Raw genomic sequence first — 15,961 nt, forward strand, 5'->3', positions numbered from 1 at the left:
ACTGGTCAGCGGATGCCGACGAGGTCCACCACGAAGATCAGGGCCTCGTTGGGTGCAATCGCCCCGCCGGCGCCACGGGAGCCGTAGGCCAGCTCGGAGGGGATTTCGAGACGGCGGCGGCCGCCCACCTTCATGCCCAGCAGTCCCTGGTCCCAGCCCTGGATGACCTGCCCGACGCCGACGCGGAAGTCCAGCGGTGCACCGCGGCCCCAGGAAGCGTCAAACTCCTCGCCCGTGGACCAGGCGACGCCGACGTAGTGGGTGGAGACGGTGTCCCCTGCCTTGGCTTCGGGGCCTTCGCCCTCAATGAGGTCGGTGATGACCAGTTCCGTGGGGACGTCGCCCTCCGGAAAATCGATCTCGGGCTTTTGGCGGTCGAATTCCCGCTGTCCAAACGACATGCTTTCTCCTCTGTGTCTGTGCTGAAGGGTGCCGCGGTGACGCGGCATCTGGTGTAAGTCTTGCTACTTGACCCCGAGGATGTCCACTACGAACACCAGGTCGCCCTTGGCTTGGCCCTGGCCGGCGTCGCCGTAGGCCAGGTCCTTCGGGATGACCAGCAGGACGCGTGACCCTACCGCCTTGCCGGCCAGGCCCTGCGTCCAGCCCTTGATGACTCCCGTGAGGGGGAACGTTGCGGGCTGGCCGCGGTCAAAGCTCGAGTCGAACTTGGTGCCGCCGTCGAGGTTGACACCCACGTAGTTGACCGTCAGGGTGTCGGACTCCTTGACGGTGGCACCGGTGCCCTTGATCAGGTCCTGGGATACCAGTGCGGTGGGGGCTGCGGCGCCCTGGACGTTGATTTCCGGGACGCCGTCCTTTTCCGTCACGGTGGGCAGTCCGGCCGGCGGGGTTACCGTCTCGCCCTGTGGCTTGTCGAGGACAGGCGTGGCATCCGCGGCGGAAAGCACCTTGATGATCAGCAGCTGGGACGGTTCGGCTGCGGCGCTGGGGCTCGGCGTGGCGCCATCGGACGGGCCGGCGCTGGCGGGCGCACTCTGCTGTCCGGGAACGGCGAGTGCCAGGCTGGACCCGACCTTCGCGCCCACGAAGGCGTTGTAGATGACGGCGCTGCTGGTCTTGAGCTCGTCGTTCAGCTCAAGCGATTCGGGTTCGTTGGCGAACGTGTCCTCGAGCTGGGAGCCGTCGGAACCGTTCAGGGCCAGGATGGAAATCTTCGCAACCTGGTTCGCCTTGACCGCGTCGCCACTGCCTTCGGAAACCACCTTGATGGTCGGTTCGCTCACGGTAAGGGGCTTTTCGAATTCCACGCCCGGGGCCTTTTTGTCCCCATTGTCGGTCAGTTTGAGGGAGTCGAACTTCGCAGTCTCCCCGGCGGACTGGCTGGTGGGCTCCGGCTGGGAGCTCTGGCCTCCACAGGCGGTCAGCAGCAGCAGGCCGGGAAGAAGGATTGCTAGTAGTCGGCGCACGTAAGAAACTTTCGTCGGGGCAGGGTGGATACGACGTCCCGCCTGGCAGCGGACAGCATCGTGGCAGGTCCCCTGGAAAAAGGACCTTATCCAGAATAGACCCTGAACCTGGACGCCAGCCCGGAGCTGCTCAGCCCATGGAGTCAAGGAGCGCGTCGACGCGCTCATCGACACTCCGGAACGGGTCCTTGCAGAGGATGGTCTGGTGGGCCCGGTCGTTGAGCTTCAGGTGCACCCAGTCAACGGTGTAGTCACGCCCCAATTCCTGGGCGCGGCGGACGAAGTCGCCGCGGAGCTTCGCACGCGTTGTCTGCGGCGGGGCGTCCACCGCACTCTTAATGACGGTGTCATCCACGATCCGGCGCACCGCACCGCGGGACTGCAGCAGGTAATAAAGGCCCCGGCTGCGGGAGATGTCGTGGTAGGTCAGGTCCAGTTGGGCGATGCGCGGCGCATCAAGGTTCAGGTTGTGGCGCTCCCTGTAGTTGTCCATGAGCTTCTTCTTGATGGCCCAGTCGATCTCGGTATCAATGGCCCTGGTGTCTCCGCTTTCGATCGCATGCAGCGTGCGTTCCCAGAGATCGAGGATCACCGGGACGTGCGGGTTGTGGGCGCCGTGCTCCTTGACGAAGGCGGTGACCTTGGTGAGGTATTCCTGCTGGATTTCCAGCGCGGTCAGCTGGCGTCCGTTCGCCAGACGGACCAGCGCCCGGCCGCTGAGGTCATGGGAGATTTCCCGGATGCTGCGGATCGGGTTCTCCATCCGCATGTCGCGCATGATAACGCCGGCTTCGATCATGCGCAGGACCAGGTCCACGGTTCCGACCTTCATCAGGGCGGTCGCTTCGGACATGTTGGAGTCGCCCACGATGACATGCAGCCGGCGGTAGAACTCGGCGTCGGCGTGCGGCTCATCCCTGGTGTTGATGATGGGGCGGGACCGAGTGGTGGCTGAGGACACACCCTCCCAGATGTGGTCGGCGCGCTGGGAGAAGGCGTAGGTGGCGCCATGCGGGGTCTTCAGGATCTTCCCTGCCCCGGCGATGAGCTGGCGGGTCACCAGGAACGGGATGAGGATCTCGGCCAGCCGGGAAAACTCGCCGCGCCGCGGGATGAGGTAGTTCTCGTGGCTGCCGTATGAGTTGCCGGCCGAGTCGGTGTTGTTCTTGAAGAGGTAGACGGTCCCGTTGAACCCCTCCGCGGCCAGCCGCGCCTGGGCCTCATCCACCAGGTCATCAAGGATGAGTTCGCCGGCACGGTCATGGGCGATCAGCTGGGCGAGGTCGTCGCATTCAGCGGTGGCATACTCGGGGTGGGACCCGACGTCCAGGTACAGCCGGGAGCCGTTGGTGAGGAAGACATTGGACGATCGTCCCCAGCTGACAACCTTGCGGAAGAGGTACCTGGCCACCTCCTCGGGAGCAAGAGGCCTGGAGTCGGGGCTCGAGTACGAGATCCCGAATTCGGTTTCGATGCCGAAGATTCTCTTGTCCATTGGTCCTCCTAGGCCAGCAGTGCTGTGATGTCCGCAGCGTTGAGCCTGCGGAAGGCCCGCCGGGAGCCGCGAGAGGTTTCGGAAAGCCGGTCCAGCACCGCCACCTCGAGTGCGCTGGGCGGCAGCGTCATGGCCGGCTGGTCCCCCTCCTGGGCCGGAGTGAGCCCCTTCAGCGCCAGCCGGACGGCGTCGGCGAAGCCCAGTGACGCCTCCCATCCTGCCTCGATGGCCGATGAGACCCGCTCCGCCTGCCCCCCCATCACGACGAAACTGTGTTCGTCGGCAATGGACCCGTCAAACGTCAGCCGGTACAGGTGGTCCTCCGCCTGGGAGGGGCCAACCTCGGCAACTGCGAGTTCCACCTCAAAGGGTTTCTGCTCCGCGGTGAAAACCGCGCCGAGGCTTTGCGCGTAGACGCTGGCGAGTCCGCGGGCCGTGACGTCCTCACGATCGTAGGAGTATCCGCGGACATCCGCGTAGCGCACCCCTGCCTGCCGCAGGCTTTCGAATTCGTTGTACTTGCCCACGGCGGCGAAGGCGATCTTGTCGTAGATCTCCCCGATCTTGTGCAGCGATGGTGAGGGGTTCTCAGCCACGAGCGCGATGCCGTCCGCGCAACTGATGACCACGACGGACCTGCCGCGGGCGATGCCCTTCCGCGCGAAATCCGCGCGGTCCTTCATTAACTGTTCGGGCGAAACATAGAACTGCTGGGTCATCTCAGGCCTCCCGTCCGGCGATGGTGCGGGCTTCGATGACGTTTCTTGAGGCAGCAGCCAGTTCAGCGTCGGGAACCCGGCGTGCGCCGGTGCTGTCCACTGTGAAGACAACCGGCCACAATTGCCGGACGGTGTCCGGACCGCCCGTGGCGGAGTCGTCGTCCGCGGCGTCGTACAGAGCTTCGACCGCGACGGACAGTGCTTCGGCGGCGGTGAGGTTGGGACGCCAGAGCTTCTTGAGGGCGCCGCGGGCAAAGACGGAGCCGGACCCGACGGTGTGGTGTTCGTGTTCTTCGTACCGGCCGCCGGTGACGTCGTAGGAAAACAGCCGGCCGACACCGGCGCTGGTGTCGAACCCTGCGAAGAGCGGGACCACAGCGAGGCCCTGCAGCGCCATGGGAAGGTTGCCACGGATCATGGCGCCCAGCCGGTTGGCCTTGCCTTCGAGGCTGAGCTGGGTTCCTTCGATTTTTTCGTAATGCTCGAGTTCCACCTGGAACAGCCGGGTCAGGTCGATGGCTATGCCGGCTGTTCCGGCGATGCCCAGCACCGAGAAGCGGTCAGCGGGAAAGACCTTCTCGATGTGCCTGCTGGCTATGACGTTCCCCATAGTGGCACGCCGGTCCCCCGCCATCAGGACACCGCCGTCGTAGCTCAGGGTGACGATGGTGGTGGCATGCGGCACCTGCACCGGGGCGGCACCTGGCGCGCCGCCCTGGAGGGACCGGGTGAAGGGCAAAAGCTCTGGCCGGTCCCGTTGCAGGTGTTCGGCAAAGGACGAGGTGGCGTTGGCGGCTACCTGGTTGGCGGTTGATTCCTGCACTCATGCACTCCTTGTACGTGGTACTTCAACGTCGGTACAGATTCCGGCCGTCCGCGGCTTCCGCCACCCTGCGGTCCCGGTTACTGGCCGCCCTTTTGAACGAATGCCCGGACGAACTCCTCGGCGTTGGACTCCAGAACGCCGTCGATCTCGTCGAGCAGGTCGTCCACGCCTTCTGTCGAGGCCGAGGCCTGCGCCTCGGGCGGTGCCGGGGGTGCCTCGGGAATGTCGTCGTCGACCTGGCTGTCGCGTGACTGCGGCTGCTGCTGCTCCTGGCCTGCCATTGGTATCCCTCCCTGTTACTTCCCAGTGGATCCGGCGGATCCGCTGATATGCCCATCCTGCCACGGTACGGGCCGTCCGGCGCGGTTTATGCCGCAGGCGGAGCGCTATTGTGTCCCAGCAGTTCACCGAGGAACGGGCCCGCTTCGCGGTAGCGCTCGAACAACGCTCCGGTCAGGGTTTTCGTTCCCCTGAGCGGCTCCCGGGTGGGCACGCGCTGGAGCCGGCCATACCCCGGCACATCGAAGATCACGGAGTCCCAGCTTGCGCCCACCACATCCTTGCCGAAGGTGCTGATGCATTTGCCCCGGAAGAACGCCCGGGTATCTGCGGGCGGTTCCGATACTGCGGTGGCGATGGCGGAGTCCTCCACCACCCGCTGCATCCGCTCCCGGGCCAGGAGGCGGTAGTACAGGCCTTTCTCGGGCCTGATGTCGGCCCATTGGAGGTCCACCAGCCCCAACCGGGCGTCGCTCCATTCCAGTCCGTCGCGTTGCCGGTAACCCTCCAGCAGGGAAAGCTTGGCCAGCCACTCGACCGAGGAGGCCGCGGCCGCCCTGTCACTGTCGAGCTGGGTCAGGACGGTGGCCCACCGTTCCAGCACCTCGTGGGTGTGCCCATCGCCGTCCACCGCGTCCCCCACCCCGGTGTCCTGGGCAAGCTTGGCGGCTGCCTCGTGGTACATCCATTGCAGGTCCAGGGCGGTGACCCGCCTGCCGTCCACCAGCCGGAACCTGGCTGTCAGCGAGGTATCGTGGCTCACGGTTTTGAGGGCCATGACTGGTTCATGGACTTCGATCCTGGGCGCCAGTCCCGCCTCGACGAGGCTGAGCACCAGGGCTGTGGTCCCGAACTTGAGGTAATTGGAGACCTGGCTGAGGTTGGCGTCGCCGATGATGACGTGCAGCCGCCGGTATTTGTCCGCGGTGGAGTGGGGTTCGTCCCGGGTGTTGATGATGGGCCTGCGGATGGTGGTTTCCAGGCCCACTTCGGCTTCGAAGAAGTCAGCCCGCTGGCTGATCTGGAAGCCCGGAACGCCGCTGTCCTGGCCGATCCCCACCCGGCCGGCACCGCAGATAACCTGGCGGCTGACAAAGAAAGGAGTCAGCCCACGCACAATGTCCCCGAACGGTACGGAGCGGGGCATGAGGTAGTTCTCGTGCGACCCGTAGGAGACGGACTTGTTGTCCGTGTTGTTCTTGTACAGGTTTACGGGAGGCAGGGCAGGGTCCGCTGCCAGCCTGCGTACGGCAGCCAGGGCCACCAGGTCGCCGGCGGCGTCCCACGCCACAGCGTCCCGGGGATTTGTCACCTCCGGGCTGGAGTATTCAGGATGTGCATGATCGACGTAGAGCCGCGCGCCGTTGCCCAGGACCATGTTCATCAGGAGGGTGCCTGATTCGTCCTGCCCGTCGAGTTCGAGTTCCTCGCGCCCGTACGCCAAGGCGACCGCCTCGGCGTCGAGCACTGGTGGCTGGTCCGTGAGCTGGCTGGGGTGCGCGGCGCCCCGGTCCACCGTCCAGCCGCGGGCATCGTGCAGGGGCTCTTCGTCCGTGTAGTCCCACCGCGTTTCCGCGCCGCCGGCGGCACGCTGCCGGGTGACCTGGGCATACGCCTGCACCACCCGGGCGCTCATCATGGTGGCATTGGCGGAAGGTGCGGAGGGGGCGTGGATCCCGTATTCGGTCTCGGCTCCCATGACCCGCATCGCCCCGCCGACGGGGAGTCCTTCCCCGGCGGCGGGTCCCTGTGCTCCGGTCATAGATACTGTCCCGTGGTGGGCATGGTCTCGATCGACTTGCCCGGCTCCTGCCCGGCCTTGCCCTGGACGATGGTGCGGATGTAGGTGATGCGCTCACCCTTCTTGCCCGAGATGCGTGCCCAGTCGTCCGGGTTGGTGGTGTTGGGCATGTCCTCGTGCTCGCGGAACTCGTCAACCACGGCACGCAGCAGGTGCTCGATGCGCAGCCCCTTCTGGTGGGTGGTCAACAGGTCCTTGATGGCGTACTTCTTGGCCCGGTCCACTACGTTCTGGACCACGGCACCGGAGTTGAAGTCCTTGAAGTAGAGCATCTCGGTGTCGCCGTTGGCGTAGGTGACCTCAAGGAACTCGTTGGACTTGTCCGTGGAGTACATGGCCTCCACTGTGCGCTGCACCATGGCATCCACGGTGGCCTGGACGTCCCCGTTGTGCTCGGCCAGGTCCGATTCGTGGAAGGGCAGGTCCGGGGTGATGTATTTGTTGAAGATGTCGGCGGCGGCTTCGGCATCGGGTCGCTGGATCTTGACCTTCACGTCCAGGCGGCCGGGCCGCAGGATTGCGGGGTCGATCATGTCCTCACGGTTGGAGGCGCCGATGACGATGACGTTGTCGAGCCGCTCCACGCCGTCGATCTCGCTCAGGAGCTGCGGCACGATGGTGGTTTCGACGTCGGACGAGATGCCCGTCCCGCGGGTGCGGAACAGCGAATCCATTTCATCGAAGAACACCACGACCGGGCTGCCGTCGGAGGCCTTTTCCCGTGCGCGGGAGAAGATCAGCCGGATGTGCCGCTCCGTTTCGCCAACGTACTTGTCCAGGAGTTCCGGGCCCTTGATGTTCAGGAAGTAGCTTTTGAGGTCCACGTTTCCCGAGCGTTCGGCGGCCCGGGCAGCCAGCGAATTGGCCACGGCCTTGGCGATGAGCGTTTTGCCGCAGCCCGGAGGGCCGTACAGCAGGATGCCCTTGGGGGCCTTCAGTCCGTGCTCCCGGTACAGGTCAGGGTGCAGGAACGGCAGCTCGACGGCGTCGCGGATCTGTTCGATCTGCGGGCCGAGGCCGCCGATGTCCTCGTAGGTGATGTCCGGGACTTCTTCGAGGACCAGGTTTTCCACTTCGGAGCGCGGGACTTTTTCCAGGGCGTAGCCGGTCCGCGAGTCCACGGAGAGGGCGTCGCCCACCCGGAGCTTTTCCGCCAGGAGAGCGCCGGAGAGCCGGACCACGCGCTCTTCGTCTGCCCGGCCGACCACCAGGGCACGGTCCCGTCCCAGCATCTCCTTCAGCGTGGCCAGCTCGCCGGCGCGTTCGTACCCGAGCCCGGCGACGATCAGCAGTGCCTCATTGAGGAGGACTTCCTGCCCCACGGCGAGCTGGTTGATGTTGACCAGCGGGCTGACGCCCACGCGCATCTTCCGGCCCGCATTGAAGATGTCCACCGATTCCTCCGTGGCGGCCTGGCCGCTGCTGCCCGGCGAGGGCTGCCGCTTCGGGTTGATCTGGAGGATGGTGCCGAAGCTGTAGGGCGGCTGCCCTTCCTGGTCGAGGGCGTTCTTCAGGCGGAGGATCTCTGCCTTCGCAGTCTCAAGCATGCTGACCAGCTTCGAGTTGTTCTGCGTTGCCGCTGCGAGCTGGCGGTCGATGTGCCTGAGCTTGTCCCGAAGTATGTTGACCTGGCGGTCAGCAACCGAGAGGTCGTTGGCGGCAGACTGCTCTGCCGGTGTACGTCCGGAGTCCTGGTTTGGTGTCTCCATGATGTATCAGCCCCTTCCTGCGCTTCTCTTAAGACATTAGTCCCAAGAGGGCGGGTAGGGATGGAGACTCTCGAAATCTGGACTAGTTCGTGACCTCGGGGGTGTCCACGACGTTCGTCCCCGCGATGGCGTCGCGGGCGGCGCGGCGGAGCTTCTTGTCTGACACTGCCCGCTCGCCTACGGCGCCGGGGGTCCAGGCGTTCACGTCTTCTTCGTTGAACTCCGTCTTGGAGGGGCGGCGCTTGACCGAAATGCCGGTGACGCCGTCGGCGAGCCGCCGGGTGACCAGCAGGAATCCTGTGTGGGCCACCATCCGGTGGTCGGGGCGGACGGCGAGGCCCTCGAGGTGCCAGCCGCGGACCAGGGATTCCCAGGCATCCGGTTCGGTGAAGCGGCCATCGGCACGGATGGCTTCAGCGGTGCGGGAAAGCTGGGTCACCGTGGCCACGTAGTTGATCCAGACGCCGCCCGGCGCAAGGACAGTGGCGACGGCGTCGAGGCACTCCCAGGGCGCCAGCATGTCCAGGACCACCCGGTCCACGGAGCCGGGTGCCTCGGCCTTGACCACTTCTTCCTGGAAGTCCCCGAGGGAAACCTGCCATGCCGGGTGCGGGCCGCCGAAGATGGTCTCGACGTTTCCACGGGCGATGTCGGCGAACTCTTCGCGGCGTTCGAACGAGTGCAGGTAGCCGTTGTCGCCGACGGCGCGGAGCAGGGAAATGGACAGCGCGCCGGAGCCGACGCCCGCCTCCACGACGCGTGCCCCGGGGAAGATGTCCGCCATGGTGACGATCTGGCCGGCGTCCTTTGGATAGACGACGGCGGCCCCGCGCGGCATGGAGAGGACGAAGTCGGAGAGCAGCGGGCGCAGGGTCTGGTACTGCTGGCCCACGTTGTTAACGACCACCGACCCGTCCACCTTGCCGATGATCTCGTCGTGGTTCAGGAAGCCGCGGTGGGTGTGGAAGGCGCCGCCGCGCTCAAGGGTGATGGTGTTCATGCGCCCCCGCTCGTCGGTCAACTGGACGCGTTCCCCTTCGCGGAAAGGGCCGCGGCGACGGGCAGCACCCACCGGCTGCGAGCCGCTGGCGGCAGCATGTGTTGGTGCTGCTCCCTGGGCGTCGTTGACGGCGGTTTCGCTGCTCATGATGTCTTCCTCGCTCTTGTAAACCTATGGTGCCGCCGCCACTGGGTCTTTGGACGTCGTGGTTCCCGGCGGCAATGCATGACCGGCAGGTAACTCTACCGGTTCTGGCCCTGCGGGTACCTATCGTTGGGGGGACGCTTTCCTGTCATGGCGGCAAGGACGGCTTCCTGGGTCAGCAAACCGGTCACCCTGCCGTTGTGGTCGACGACGGCGTAGTGGCGCCCTTCGAGCTGCGACAGGAACTGGATCAGCTCCTGCCCCTTGGACCATTCCGGCACGTAGGCGCCGGGTGCGAGCGGGAAGGAAACCGCCGTCACGGGGGTCGAGGCCGCCGCCGGTGCCGGCACTGAGGCCAGCGCACGGGGGTCCACCACGCCCTGGGGCCTGCCGTCGGATCCGCACACCACCACGGATACGCCTTCCGCAGCTCCCAAAGCCAACGCATCGTGAACGGTGCCGGTGGCAGGAAGCCCGGCAGCCGGCGTCGACAAGGCCGCTGCACTCACCAGGGGAAGCCGCCCCCGCAGTTTCCCCTGCTGGATGGCCGCAGACGCGCCCATCCACAGGAAACTGCCCACCAGTACGGTGATCATGAGGAGGCTGAAGTCCGGTTCGTCCCCGGCCACCAGCGGCCGGAGAATGAACCAGGCCGCGATGGCCAGGACAATGATCCGGCCTCCCCAGCCCGCGGCGACGGTGCCCTTCGCCTGGCTTCCGGTGGCTTTCCAGACAATGGACTCGACGAGGCGTCCGCCGTCAAGCGGCAGGCCCGGAAGTACGTTGAAGATGCCGATGAGGAAGTTGGCCCACATGAAGATGTTGGTCAGGATCTCGGCGACGCTTCCCAGGCCGAAGGTGGCCAGCACCAGCCAGGCGCCGCCGGCAAGGACGAAGTTGGCGGCGGGCCCTGCCAGTGCCACCAGGACGGACCTGCCGGGGGACGCCGTGAAGCTTTCGAACTGGGTGTGTCCGCCCCAAAGGTTGAGGACGATCTTCTGGGTGGGCCAGCCGTAGATCTTGGCGGTCAGCGCGTGGGCCAGCTCGTGGACCAGGACGGAGATCAGGAGCAGCACGGCGTAGGCGAACGCGACCAGGTAGGCGCTGGCCCCCAGCACCGGGTTGTTCCGCGCGAGGACCGGACCGTAGGCAATCACCGTGAAGGCGGCAATAACAAACCAGGAGTAGGCGAGCACCACGGGAACGCCCGCGATGCGTCCCAGCGGGATGCCTTCGCGGCGGCCCGGCCCGGCCGGCTCAGCCACGGGGATAACCCGCAGCCGGGGCAGGTTCCAGCAGGGCCTCAAGCTCGGCAAGGGACCGGCCCGCGAGGGATTCCCAGAGCGCGTAGCTGCCGTCGTCAGGCAGCGGCACGATGTGCGGAACCGCCACCGTGGCTACGCCGGAAGCAACAGCCGCGGCCACCCCGGGAACGGAGTCTTCCAATGCCACGCAGTGGTGGATCCCAAGCTCCGGGTCGCGTTCCTGCAGCAGCTCCACGGCGGTCAGGTACGCCTCTGGGTGCGGCTTCCCCCGGGCAACCGTGTCGCCGGTGACCAGGATCTCGAAGTACGGCCGGGGAAGGCTGTCCACCACCTGCCGTGCCAGTGGCTCCTCCGACATCGTGACGAGGGCGCACCGGACCCCCGCCTGGTGCAGCTCCTCCAGGAGTTCACGGGCACCGGGCCGCCACGGGACCTGATGCCTGACGCTGCTGATCACCTCGGCGGTGAGCGAGTCAATGATCTCCCGGATTTCAAGCTTGACCCCGGCCTGCTGCAGCAGGCCGGCGGAAAACGTCAGTGACTGCCCCACCAGCTGCATGGCCTGCTCGTGGGACCAGGTTCCGCCGTGGGCCTCCACCAGCGCATGCTCTGCAGCGATCCAGTAGGGCTCGGTGTCCACAATGGTTCCGTCCATGTCCCAGAGGACGGCTTTGAGCGGGCTTTCGGAGGCTGGCAGTCGCATGCCTTCAGTCTACGGGGACTGTCTGGGCGGGGGCTGTGGGCTACGCCCTCGGCGAAGCCGGCACCGGCAATGTGGATCTTCCTTCGTCTTCCGGGGATTTGCGGCGCTTCATTCCCTGCACGAGTGAGCTCCTTGGACGTAGGGTGAAGAAATGAATAGCTTCGAGGGAGACACCGCCGAACAGGGTGCCGGACCCGAGCGGGAACGGTTCCTGCAGCCAGTGGCTGACGGGCAGCGCGTAACTGTGATGCTTGCCGCTTTTGAAGGGTGGAACGACGCCGGAGAAGCGGCCAGCGATTCGCTGCGCTACCTGAACAAGCTGTGGGGCGGCAAGAAGGTGGCGTCCATTGACGCCGATGAGTACTACGACTTCCAGTTCACGCGTCCCACGGTCCGGCGGAACGCGGCCGGGGAGCGCAAGATCAAATGGCCGTCCACCCGGATCTACAAGGCCAGTGCGCCGAATTCCAACGTGGACGTCATCTTCGTGCAGGGCACGGAACCGTCCTATAAGTGGCGCGCGTACACCGCGGAGCTCCTGGTCCACGCCGAGGCACTGAACGTCGACTACGTGGTCCTGGTGGGGGCCCTCCTCGCGGATGTTCCGCACAGCCGACCCATTCCAGTAAGCACCTCCTCGGATGATGCCCAGCTGCGGGAGCGGATGAACCTGGAAGCCTCACAGTACGAAGGTCCTGTGGGCATCGTGGGCGTACTTTCCGAAGTGGCGCTCCTGGCGGGGATTCCCACGGTGTCGCTGTGGGCGGCTGTTCCGCACTATGTTGCCCAGGCCCCCTCCCCCAAGGCCCAGCTGGCCCTCCTGCACCGGATTGAGGAGTTGCTGCAGGTGCCGCTGGACACGCATGAACTGGCGGAGGAAGCGGACGCGTGGGAGCGTGGCGTGGATGAACTGGCCACCGAGGATCCGGAGATCGCCGCGTATGTCCGGCAGCTGGAAGAAGCCAAGGACACTGCCGACCTGCCGGAAGCAAGTGGCGAGTCGATTGCCCGTGAATTCGAGCGGTACCTGAAGCGGCGGGGCCAGGACCGGCCCTGACGGCAACCAGCCCTGACATTTAGACCAAAAAGGGGGCCCCGCCGGGAAAGAATCCCGGCGGGGCCCCCTTTCTGTCAGCCCGTGGACCCCGAAGCTTAGAGTCGGATCCCCAGCAGGGCGTCCACTGCGTTGCGCACGAGGTCCTGGTCCGCGGAACTGGCCGGACCGCCGTCGGAATTTGCCTTCCGCGCCCAGCGCGAGACGGCGGCCACCGCAGCAGGGGCGTTAAGGTCTGCGGCAAGAGCTTCGCGCATCTCGCGCAGCAACGCTGCGGCGGATCCGGCCGGGGCATGGCCAAGCGCCTGCCGCCACGCCGCCAGGTCCGCCTTTGCTGCCGCGAAACCCTCTTCGGTCCATGACCAGTCGGAGCGGTAGTGGTGGGCGAGGATGGCCAGCCGGATGGCCGCGGGGTCCTCCCCCGCCGCCCGCAACTTGGAGACCAGCACCAGGTTTCCCTTGGACTTACTCATCTTCTCGCCGTCCAGACCCACCATGCCCGCGTGGGCGTAGTGCCTGGCCAGCGGCACCCCGGCCAGGGAGAAGGCATGCCCGGCTCCCATCTCATGGTGCGGGAAGATGAGGTCGGAGCCGCCGCCCTGCACCGTGAAGGGCGAGGGCAGGTACTTCTGGGCGATGACGGTACATTCGATGTGCCAGCCCGGCCGGCCGGCACCCAGGCTTCCGCCGGGCCAGCTGGGTTCGCCCTCGCGGGCAACCCGCCACAGCAGCGGGTCCAGTGCCTGTCGCTTGCCGGCGCGTCCGGGGTCGCCGCCGCGCTCGGCGAACAGTTCCAGCATCTGGGCTTCGGCGAGGTGGGAGATGGAGCCCAGGGTCCAGGCGCCGGGAGCGGTTGACTGCTTTCCGGCCGCCTCGACGTCGTAATAGACGTCGCCGTCGGGCTCACCGTTGGCACCCGGCACCGTGTACGCCAAGCCCATGCTGACCAGCCGCTCCACCTCGGGAACGATCAGCCCGATCGATTCGACGGCGCCCACGTAGTGGTCCGGGGCCAGGACGTTCAGCGCTTCCATGTCCGTCTGGAAAAGCTCCACCTGCTCCGCCGCGAGCTCGCGCCAGTCGACGCCGGTGGCCGTGGCGCGCTCCAGGAGGGGATCGTCGACGTCGGTGACGTTCTGGACGTAGGACACCTCGCCGCCGGCGTCCCGCCACGCACGGTTAAGTAGGTCGAACGCCACGTAGCTGGCTGCGTGCCCCATGTGGGTGGCGTCGTAGGGAGTGATGCCGCAAACGTACATGGACGGCCTTGTTTCGGACTCCAGCGCCACCTCCCGGCCTGCGGCGGTATCGAACAGCCGGAGGGCGGGCATGTTTCCGGGCAGGTCAGGTACGGGGCGGGTCGTCCAGGATTTCACAGACCAAGCCTAGTCCTAGGCGCTGATGACGCCGAAACCGAGCAGGAGGTACAAGGCAAGGCCCAGGAAGATCCGGTACCAGACGAAGAGCCGGTAGCTCCTGGTGGACACGAACTTCAGGAACCAGCCGATGATGACATAGCCCACTACCAGAGCGATCACGGTGGCCAGCGCCGTTTCGGGCAACCCGAACGGGCCGGTGATGCCTTCTTTGGTCACCACTTTGTAGAGCTGGTAGAGCCCGCTGCCGAAAACGGCGGGAATGGCCAGCAGGAACGAGTACCGGGCGGCGGCCTCGCGCGTGTAGCCCATCAGGAGGCCCGCGGTGATGGTCCCGCCGGAGCGGGATACGCCGGGAATCAGCGCCATGGCCTGCGCCAGGCCGTAGAGGATGCCGTGCATGTAGGTCAGCCGGCTGAGTTCACGCTCCTGCGAGCCCACAGCGTCTGCCACGGCGAGGATGAGGCCGAAGACGATCAGCATGGTGGCCACAAGCCACATGCTGCGGAGGACTGATTCGATCTGGTCCTGGAAAAGCAGCCCCAGGACGATGATGGGGAGGCTGCCGAGGATGACCAGCCAGCCCATGCGGGCGTTGGGGTCCTGCCGCGACACCTTCCCCGTCAGGGACCCGGCCCATGCCTTGACGATCCGGACGATGTCCCGCCAAAAATAGATCAGCACTGCGGTCTCGGTGCCGAGCTGGGTGATGGCCGTGAATGCAGCTCCGGGGTCCTCAGCGTTGGGGAGGAACTCGCCCACGATCCGCAGGTGTGCGCTTGATGAAATCGGTAAAAATTCGGTCAGTCCCTGCACTAGGCCCAGCAGGGCCGCTTCAAACCAGTTCACGCTAAGACCCTACGGCATGGCAGCGGTGGTTCTGCCCGTAAGCTAGCTGCTATGCAGCAGCGCTACGTCGGCAACAGTGGATTGCGAGTCTCGGCCCTCTCCCTGGGCACCCGGTCCTGGGGTGGAGAAACCGACGAACAGGACGCTTCCGAACTGCTGCGCACTTTCCTCGACGCCGGTGGGCGCCACCTGGACACTTCCGCGTCCTACGCGGGAGGCGGTTCCGAGGCCGTCATCGGGTCACTCCTGGGAGACGTGGTGTCCCGGACGGAGGTTTCCATCTCCACCAAGGCGGGAATGACGACGCCGGACGGCCGGCGGGCGGTGGATGCGTCGCGTAATGCGATGCTCACCGGCCTGGACGCGAGCCTGGCACGGCTGGGCACGGACTACGTTGATGTCTGGTTCGCGGAGGCCTGGGATGCCAATGTGCCGCTGGAGGAAACGTTGTCCGCACTGGAGCTTGCTGTGCGGACCGGGCGTGCACGCTACGCAGGGATCTCCAATTTCCGGGGCTGGCAGGCGGCCAAGGCCGCCGCCGTCAGCAGCTTCCCGCTGGTGGCGGCCCAGGCTGAATACTCGTTCCTTGAACGGCGGGCCGAGGCTGAACTGATACCGGCCCTCGAAGACGCCGGGCTGGGCCTGATGGCCTGGGGTCCGCTTGGCCGCGGAGTCCTCACCGGGAAATACCGTGGCGGCATCCCCGCCGGCTCCCGTGGCGCGTCCGGAAATGGGGCCGCGTATGTGGAGAAATATCTTGGCGAGAAGCCTTCCCGCATTGTGGACGCCGTCTGCATGGCCGCCAACGGCCTGGGCCGTACCCCGCAGGACGTCGCGCTGGCCTGGCTGCTGTCACAGCACAACGTCGCCACCGCGATCGTGGGTCCGCGCACACCCGTGCAGCTAAAGGAACTCCTGGATGCGCAGCTGACGCCGCTGCCGCCCCAGATTGCCCGGGCGCTGGAGGACGTTTCAGCCGCCTGACTGCTGAGGCTGCCGCTTACCCTTATTCTTCGACGATCTCGAGGTCCTCGTCCTCGTCCACGTCGGCTTCCTCTTCCTCTTCGTCTTCGTCGTCAAAGACCTGCAGCGGGGTTACTTCGTTGTAGGCCTCGTAAAGTGCGTCTTCGTAGACTTCGAAGGCGTCGGCGACGGCGAAAAATGCCGACTCGACTGAGGGGTCACCGTCACCGCGGCGGTTCGATGCTGCTATAAGGTGTTCTTCCAAAGCGGTGGTCAGGGACGAAAGCGCGACACGCGGATCGATGCTCATGACTTCACGTTAGCCGGAAACGGACGAAAATGGAGAGC

The 15,961-nt window shown here is 66.0% G+C and carries 16 protein-coding genes; 2 read left to right on the plus strand and 14 right to left on the minus strand.

Translation table 11 applies throughout. The annotated features are described in order from the left end of the window. Positions 1 to 5: 5 nt before the first annotated feature. From AC2JAJ_RS17900 to AC2JAJ_RS17950, 11 genes are all read right to left on the minus strand, one after another. Positions 6 to 401, minus strand: coding sequence for an FKBP-type peptidyl-prolyl cis-trans isomerase (locus AC2JAJ_RS17900; RefSeq protein WP_486414993.1), 396 nt, complete (start codon positions 399 to 401; stop codon positions 6 to 8). Between the two features lie 63 nt (positions 402 to 464). Then, on the minus strand, positions 465 to 1,430 hold the full coding sequence (locus tag AC2JAJ_RS17905; protein ID WP_486414992.1) for an FKBP-type peptidyl-prolyl cis-trans isomerase: 966 nt from the start codon (positions 1,428 to 1,430) through the stop codon (positions 465 to 467). A 130-nt stretch (positions 1,431 to 1,560) separates the two neighbouring features. Beyond that, a complete protein-coding gene (gene pafA / locus AC2JAJ_RS17910) occupies positions 1,561 to 2,925 on the minus strand; it encodes a Pup--protein ligase (protein ID WP_221385037.1) in 1,365 nt (454 codons plus the stop codon). An 8-nt stretch (positions 2,926 to 2,933) separates the two neighbouring features. Further along, a complete protein-coding gene (gene prcA / locus AC2JAJ_RS17915; protein ID WP_486414991.1) occupies positions 2,934 to 3,644 on the minus strand; it encodes a proteasome subunit alpha in 711 nt (236 codons plus the stop codon). A gap of 1 nt (position 3,645) precedes the next feature. Next, on the minus strand, positions 3,646 to 4,467 hold the full coding sequence (gene prcB / locus AC2JAJ_RS17920) for a proteasome subunit beta (protein ID WP_221385044.1): 822 nt from the start codon (positions 4,465 to 4,467) through the stop codon (positions 3,646 to 3,648). Positions 4,468 to 4,547: 80 nt separating this feature from the next. Then, positions 4,548 to 4,751, minus strand: coding sequence for a ubiquitin-like protein Pup (locus tag AC2JAJ_RS17925; protein ID WP_221385045.1), 204 nt, complete (start codon positions 4,749 to 4,751; stop codon positions 4,548 to 4,550). Between the two features lie 86 nt (positions 4,752 to 4,837). Next, entirely contained in the window at positions 4,838 to 6,511 is a 1,674-nt protein-coding gene (dop, locus tag AC2JAJ_RS17930) for a depupylase/deamidase Dop (RefSeq protein ID WP_501053233.1), read from the minus strand. After that, the gene (gene arc / locus AC2JAJ_RS17935) at positions 6,508 to 8,259 is read right to left on the minus strand and encodes a proteasome ATPase (RefSeq protein ID WP_221385047.1); all 1,752 of its coding nucleotides are present in this window, start codon (positions 8,257 to 8,259) and stop codon (positions 6,508 to 6,510) included. Before arc ends, dop begins: the two co-directional genes overlap by 4 nt. 82 nt (positions 8,260 to 8,341) lie before the next feature. Continuing rightward, on the minus strand, positions 8,342 to 9,406 hold the full coding sequence (locus AC2JAJ_RS17940) for a tRNA (adenine-N1)-methyltransferase (RefSeq protein WP_486414990.1): 1,065 nt from the start codon (positions 9,404 to 9,406) through the stop codon (positions 8,342 to 8,344). Between the two features lie 95 nt (positions 9,407 to 9,501). Beyond that, positions 9,502 to 10,668: a site-2 protease family protein gene (locus AC2JAJ_RS17945; protein ID WP_486414989.1), complete on the minus strand. Its 1,167-nt coding sequence runs from the start codon at positions 10,666 to 10,668 to the stop codon at positions 9,502 to 9,504. Beyond that, a complete protein-coding gene (locus AC2JAJ_RS17950; RefSeq protein WP_486414988.1) occupies positions 10,661 to 11,371 on the minus strand; it encodes an HAD family hydrolase in 711 nt (236 codons plus the stop codon). Before AC2JAJ_RS17950 ends, AC2JAJ_RS17945 begins: the two co-directional genes overlap by 8 nt. Before the next feature lie 151 nt (positions 11,372 to 11,522). On the opposite strand from AC2JAJ_RS17950, the gene AC2JAJ_RS17955 reads away from it, so the two are divergent. Next, complete coding sequence (locus AC2JAJ_RS17955) at positions 11,523 to 12,428, plus strand: PAC2 family protein (RefSeq protein WP_221385049.1); 906 nt, start codon at positions 11,523 to 11,525, stop codon at positions 12,426 to 12,428. Positions 12,429 to 12,523: 95 nt separating this feature from the next. On the opposite strand, the gene mshC is transcribed toward AC2JAJ_RS17955, so the two are convergent. Further along, positions 12,524 to 13,801: a cysteine--1-D-myo-inosityl 2-amino-2-deoxy-alpha-D-glucopyranoside ligase gene (gene mshC / locus AC2JAJ_RS17960; protein ID WP_486414987.1), complete on the minus strand. Its 1,278-nt coding sequence runs from the start codon at positions 13,799 to 13,801 to the stop codon at positions 12,524 to 12,526. Between the two features lie 15 nt (positions 13,802 to 13,816). Continuing rightward, positions 13,817 to 14,650, minus strand: coding sequence for an undecaprenyl-diphosphate phosphatase (locus AC2JAJ_RS17965; protein ID WP_486414986.1), 834 nt, complete (start codon positions 14,648 to 14,650; stop codon positions 13,817 to 13,819). Between the two features lie 51 nt (positions 14,651 to 14,701). On the opposite strand from AC2JAJ_RS17965, the gene AC2JAJ_RS17970 reads away from it, so the two are divergent. Beyond that, entirely contained in the window at positions 14,702 to 15,634 is a 933-nt protein-coding gene (locus AC2JAJ_RS17970; protein ID WP_486414985.1) for an aldo/keto reductase, read from the plus strand. Between the two features lie 22 nt (positions 15,635 to 15,656). On the opposite strand, the gene AC2JAJ_RS17975 is transcribed toward AC2JAJ_RS17970, so the two are convergent. Further along, a complete protein-coding gene (locus tag AC2JAJ_RS17975; protein ID WP_454486272.1) occupies positions 15,657 to 15,923 on the minus strand; it encodes a hypothetical protein in 267 nt (88 codons plus the stop codon). Positions 15,924 to 15,961 lie beyond the last annotated feature (38 nt).

The sequence above is a fragment of the Arthrobacter sp. MOO21 genome (genome assembly GCF_057369995.2).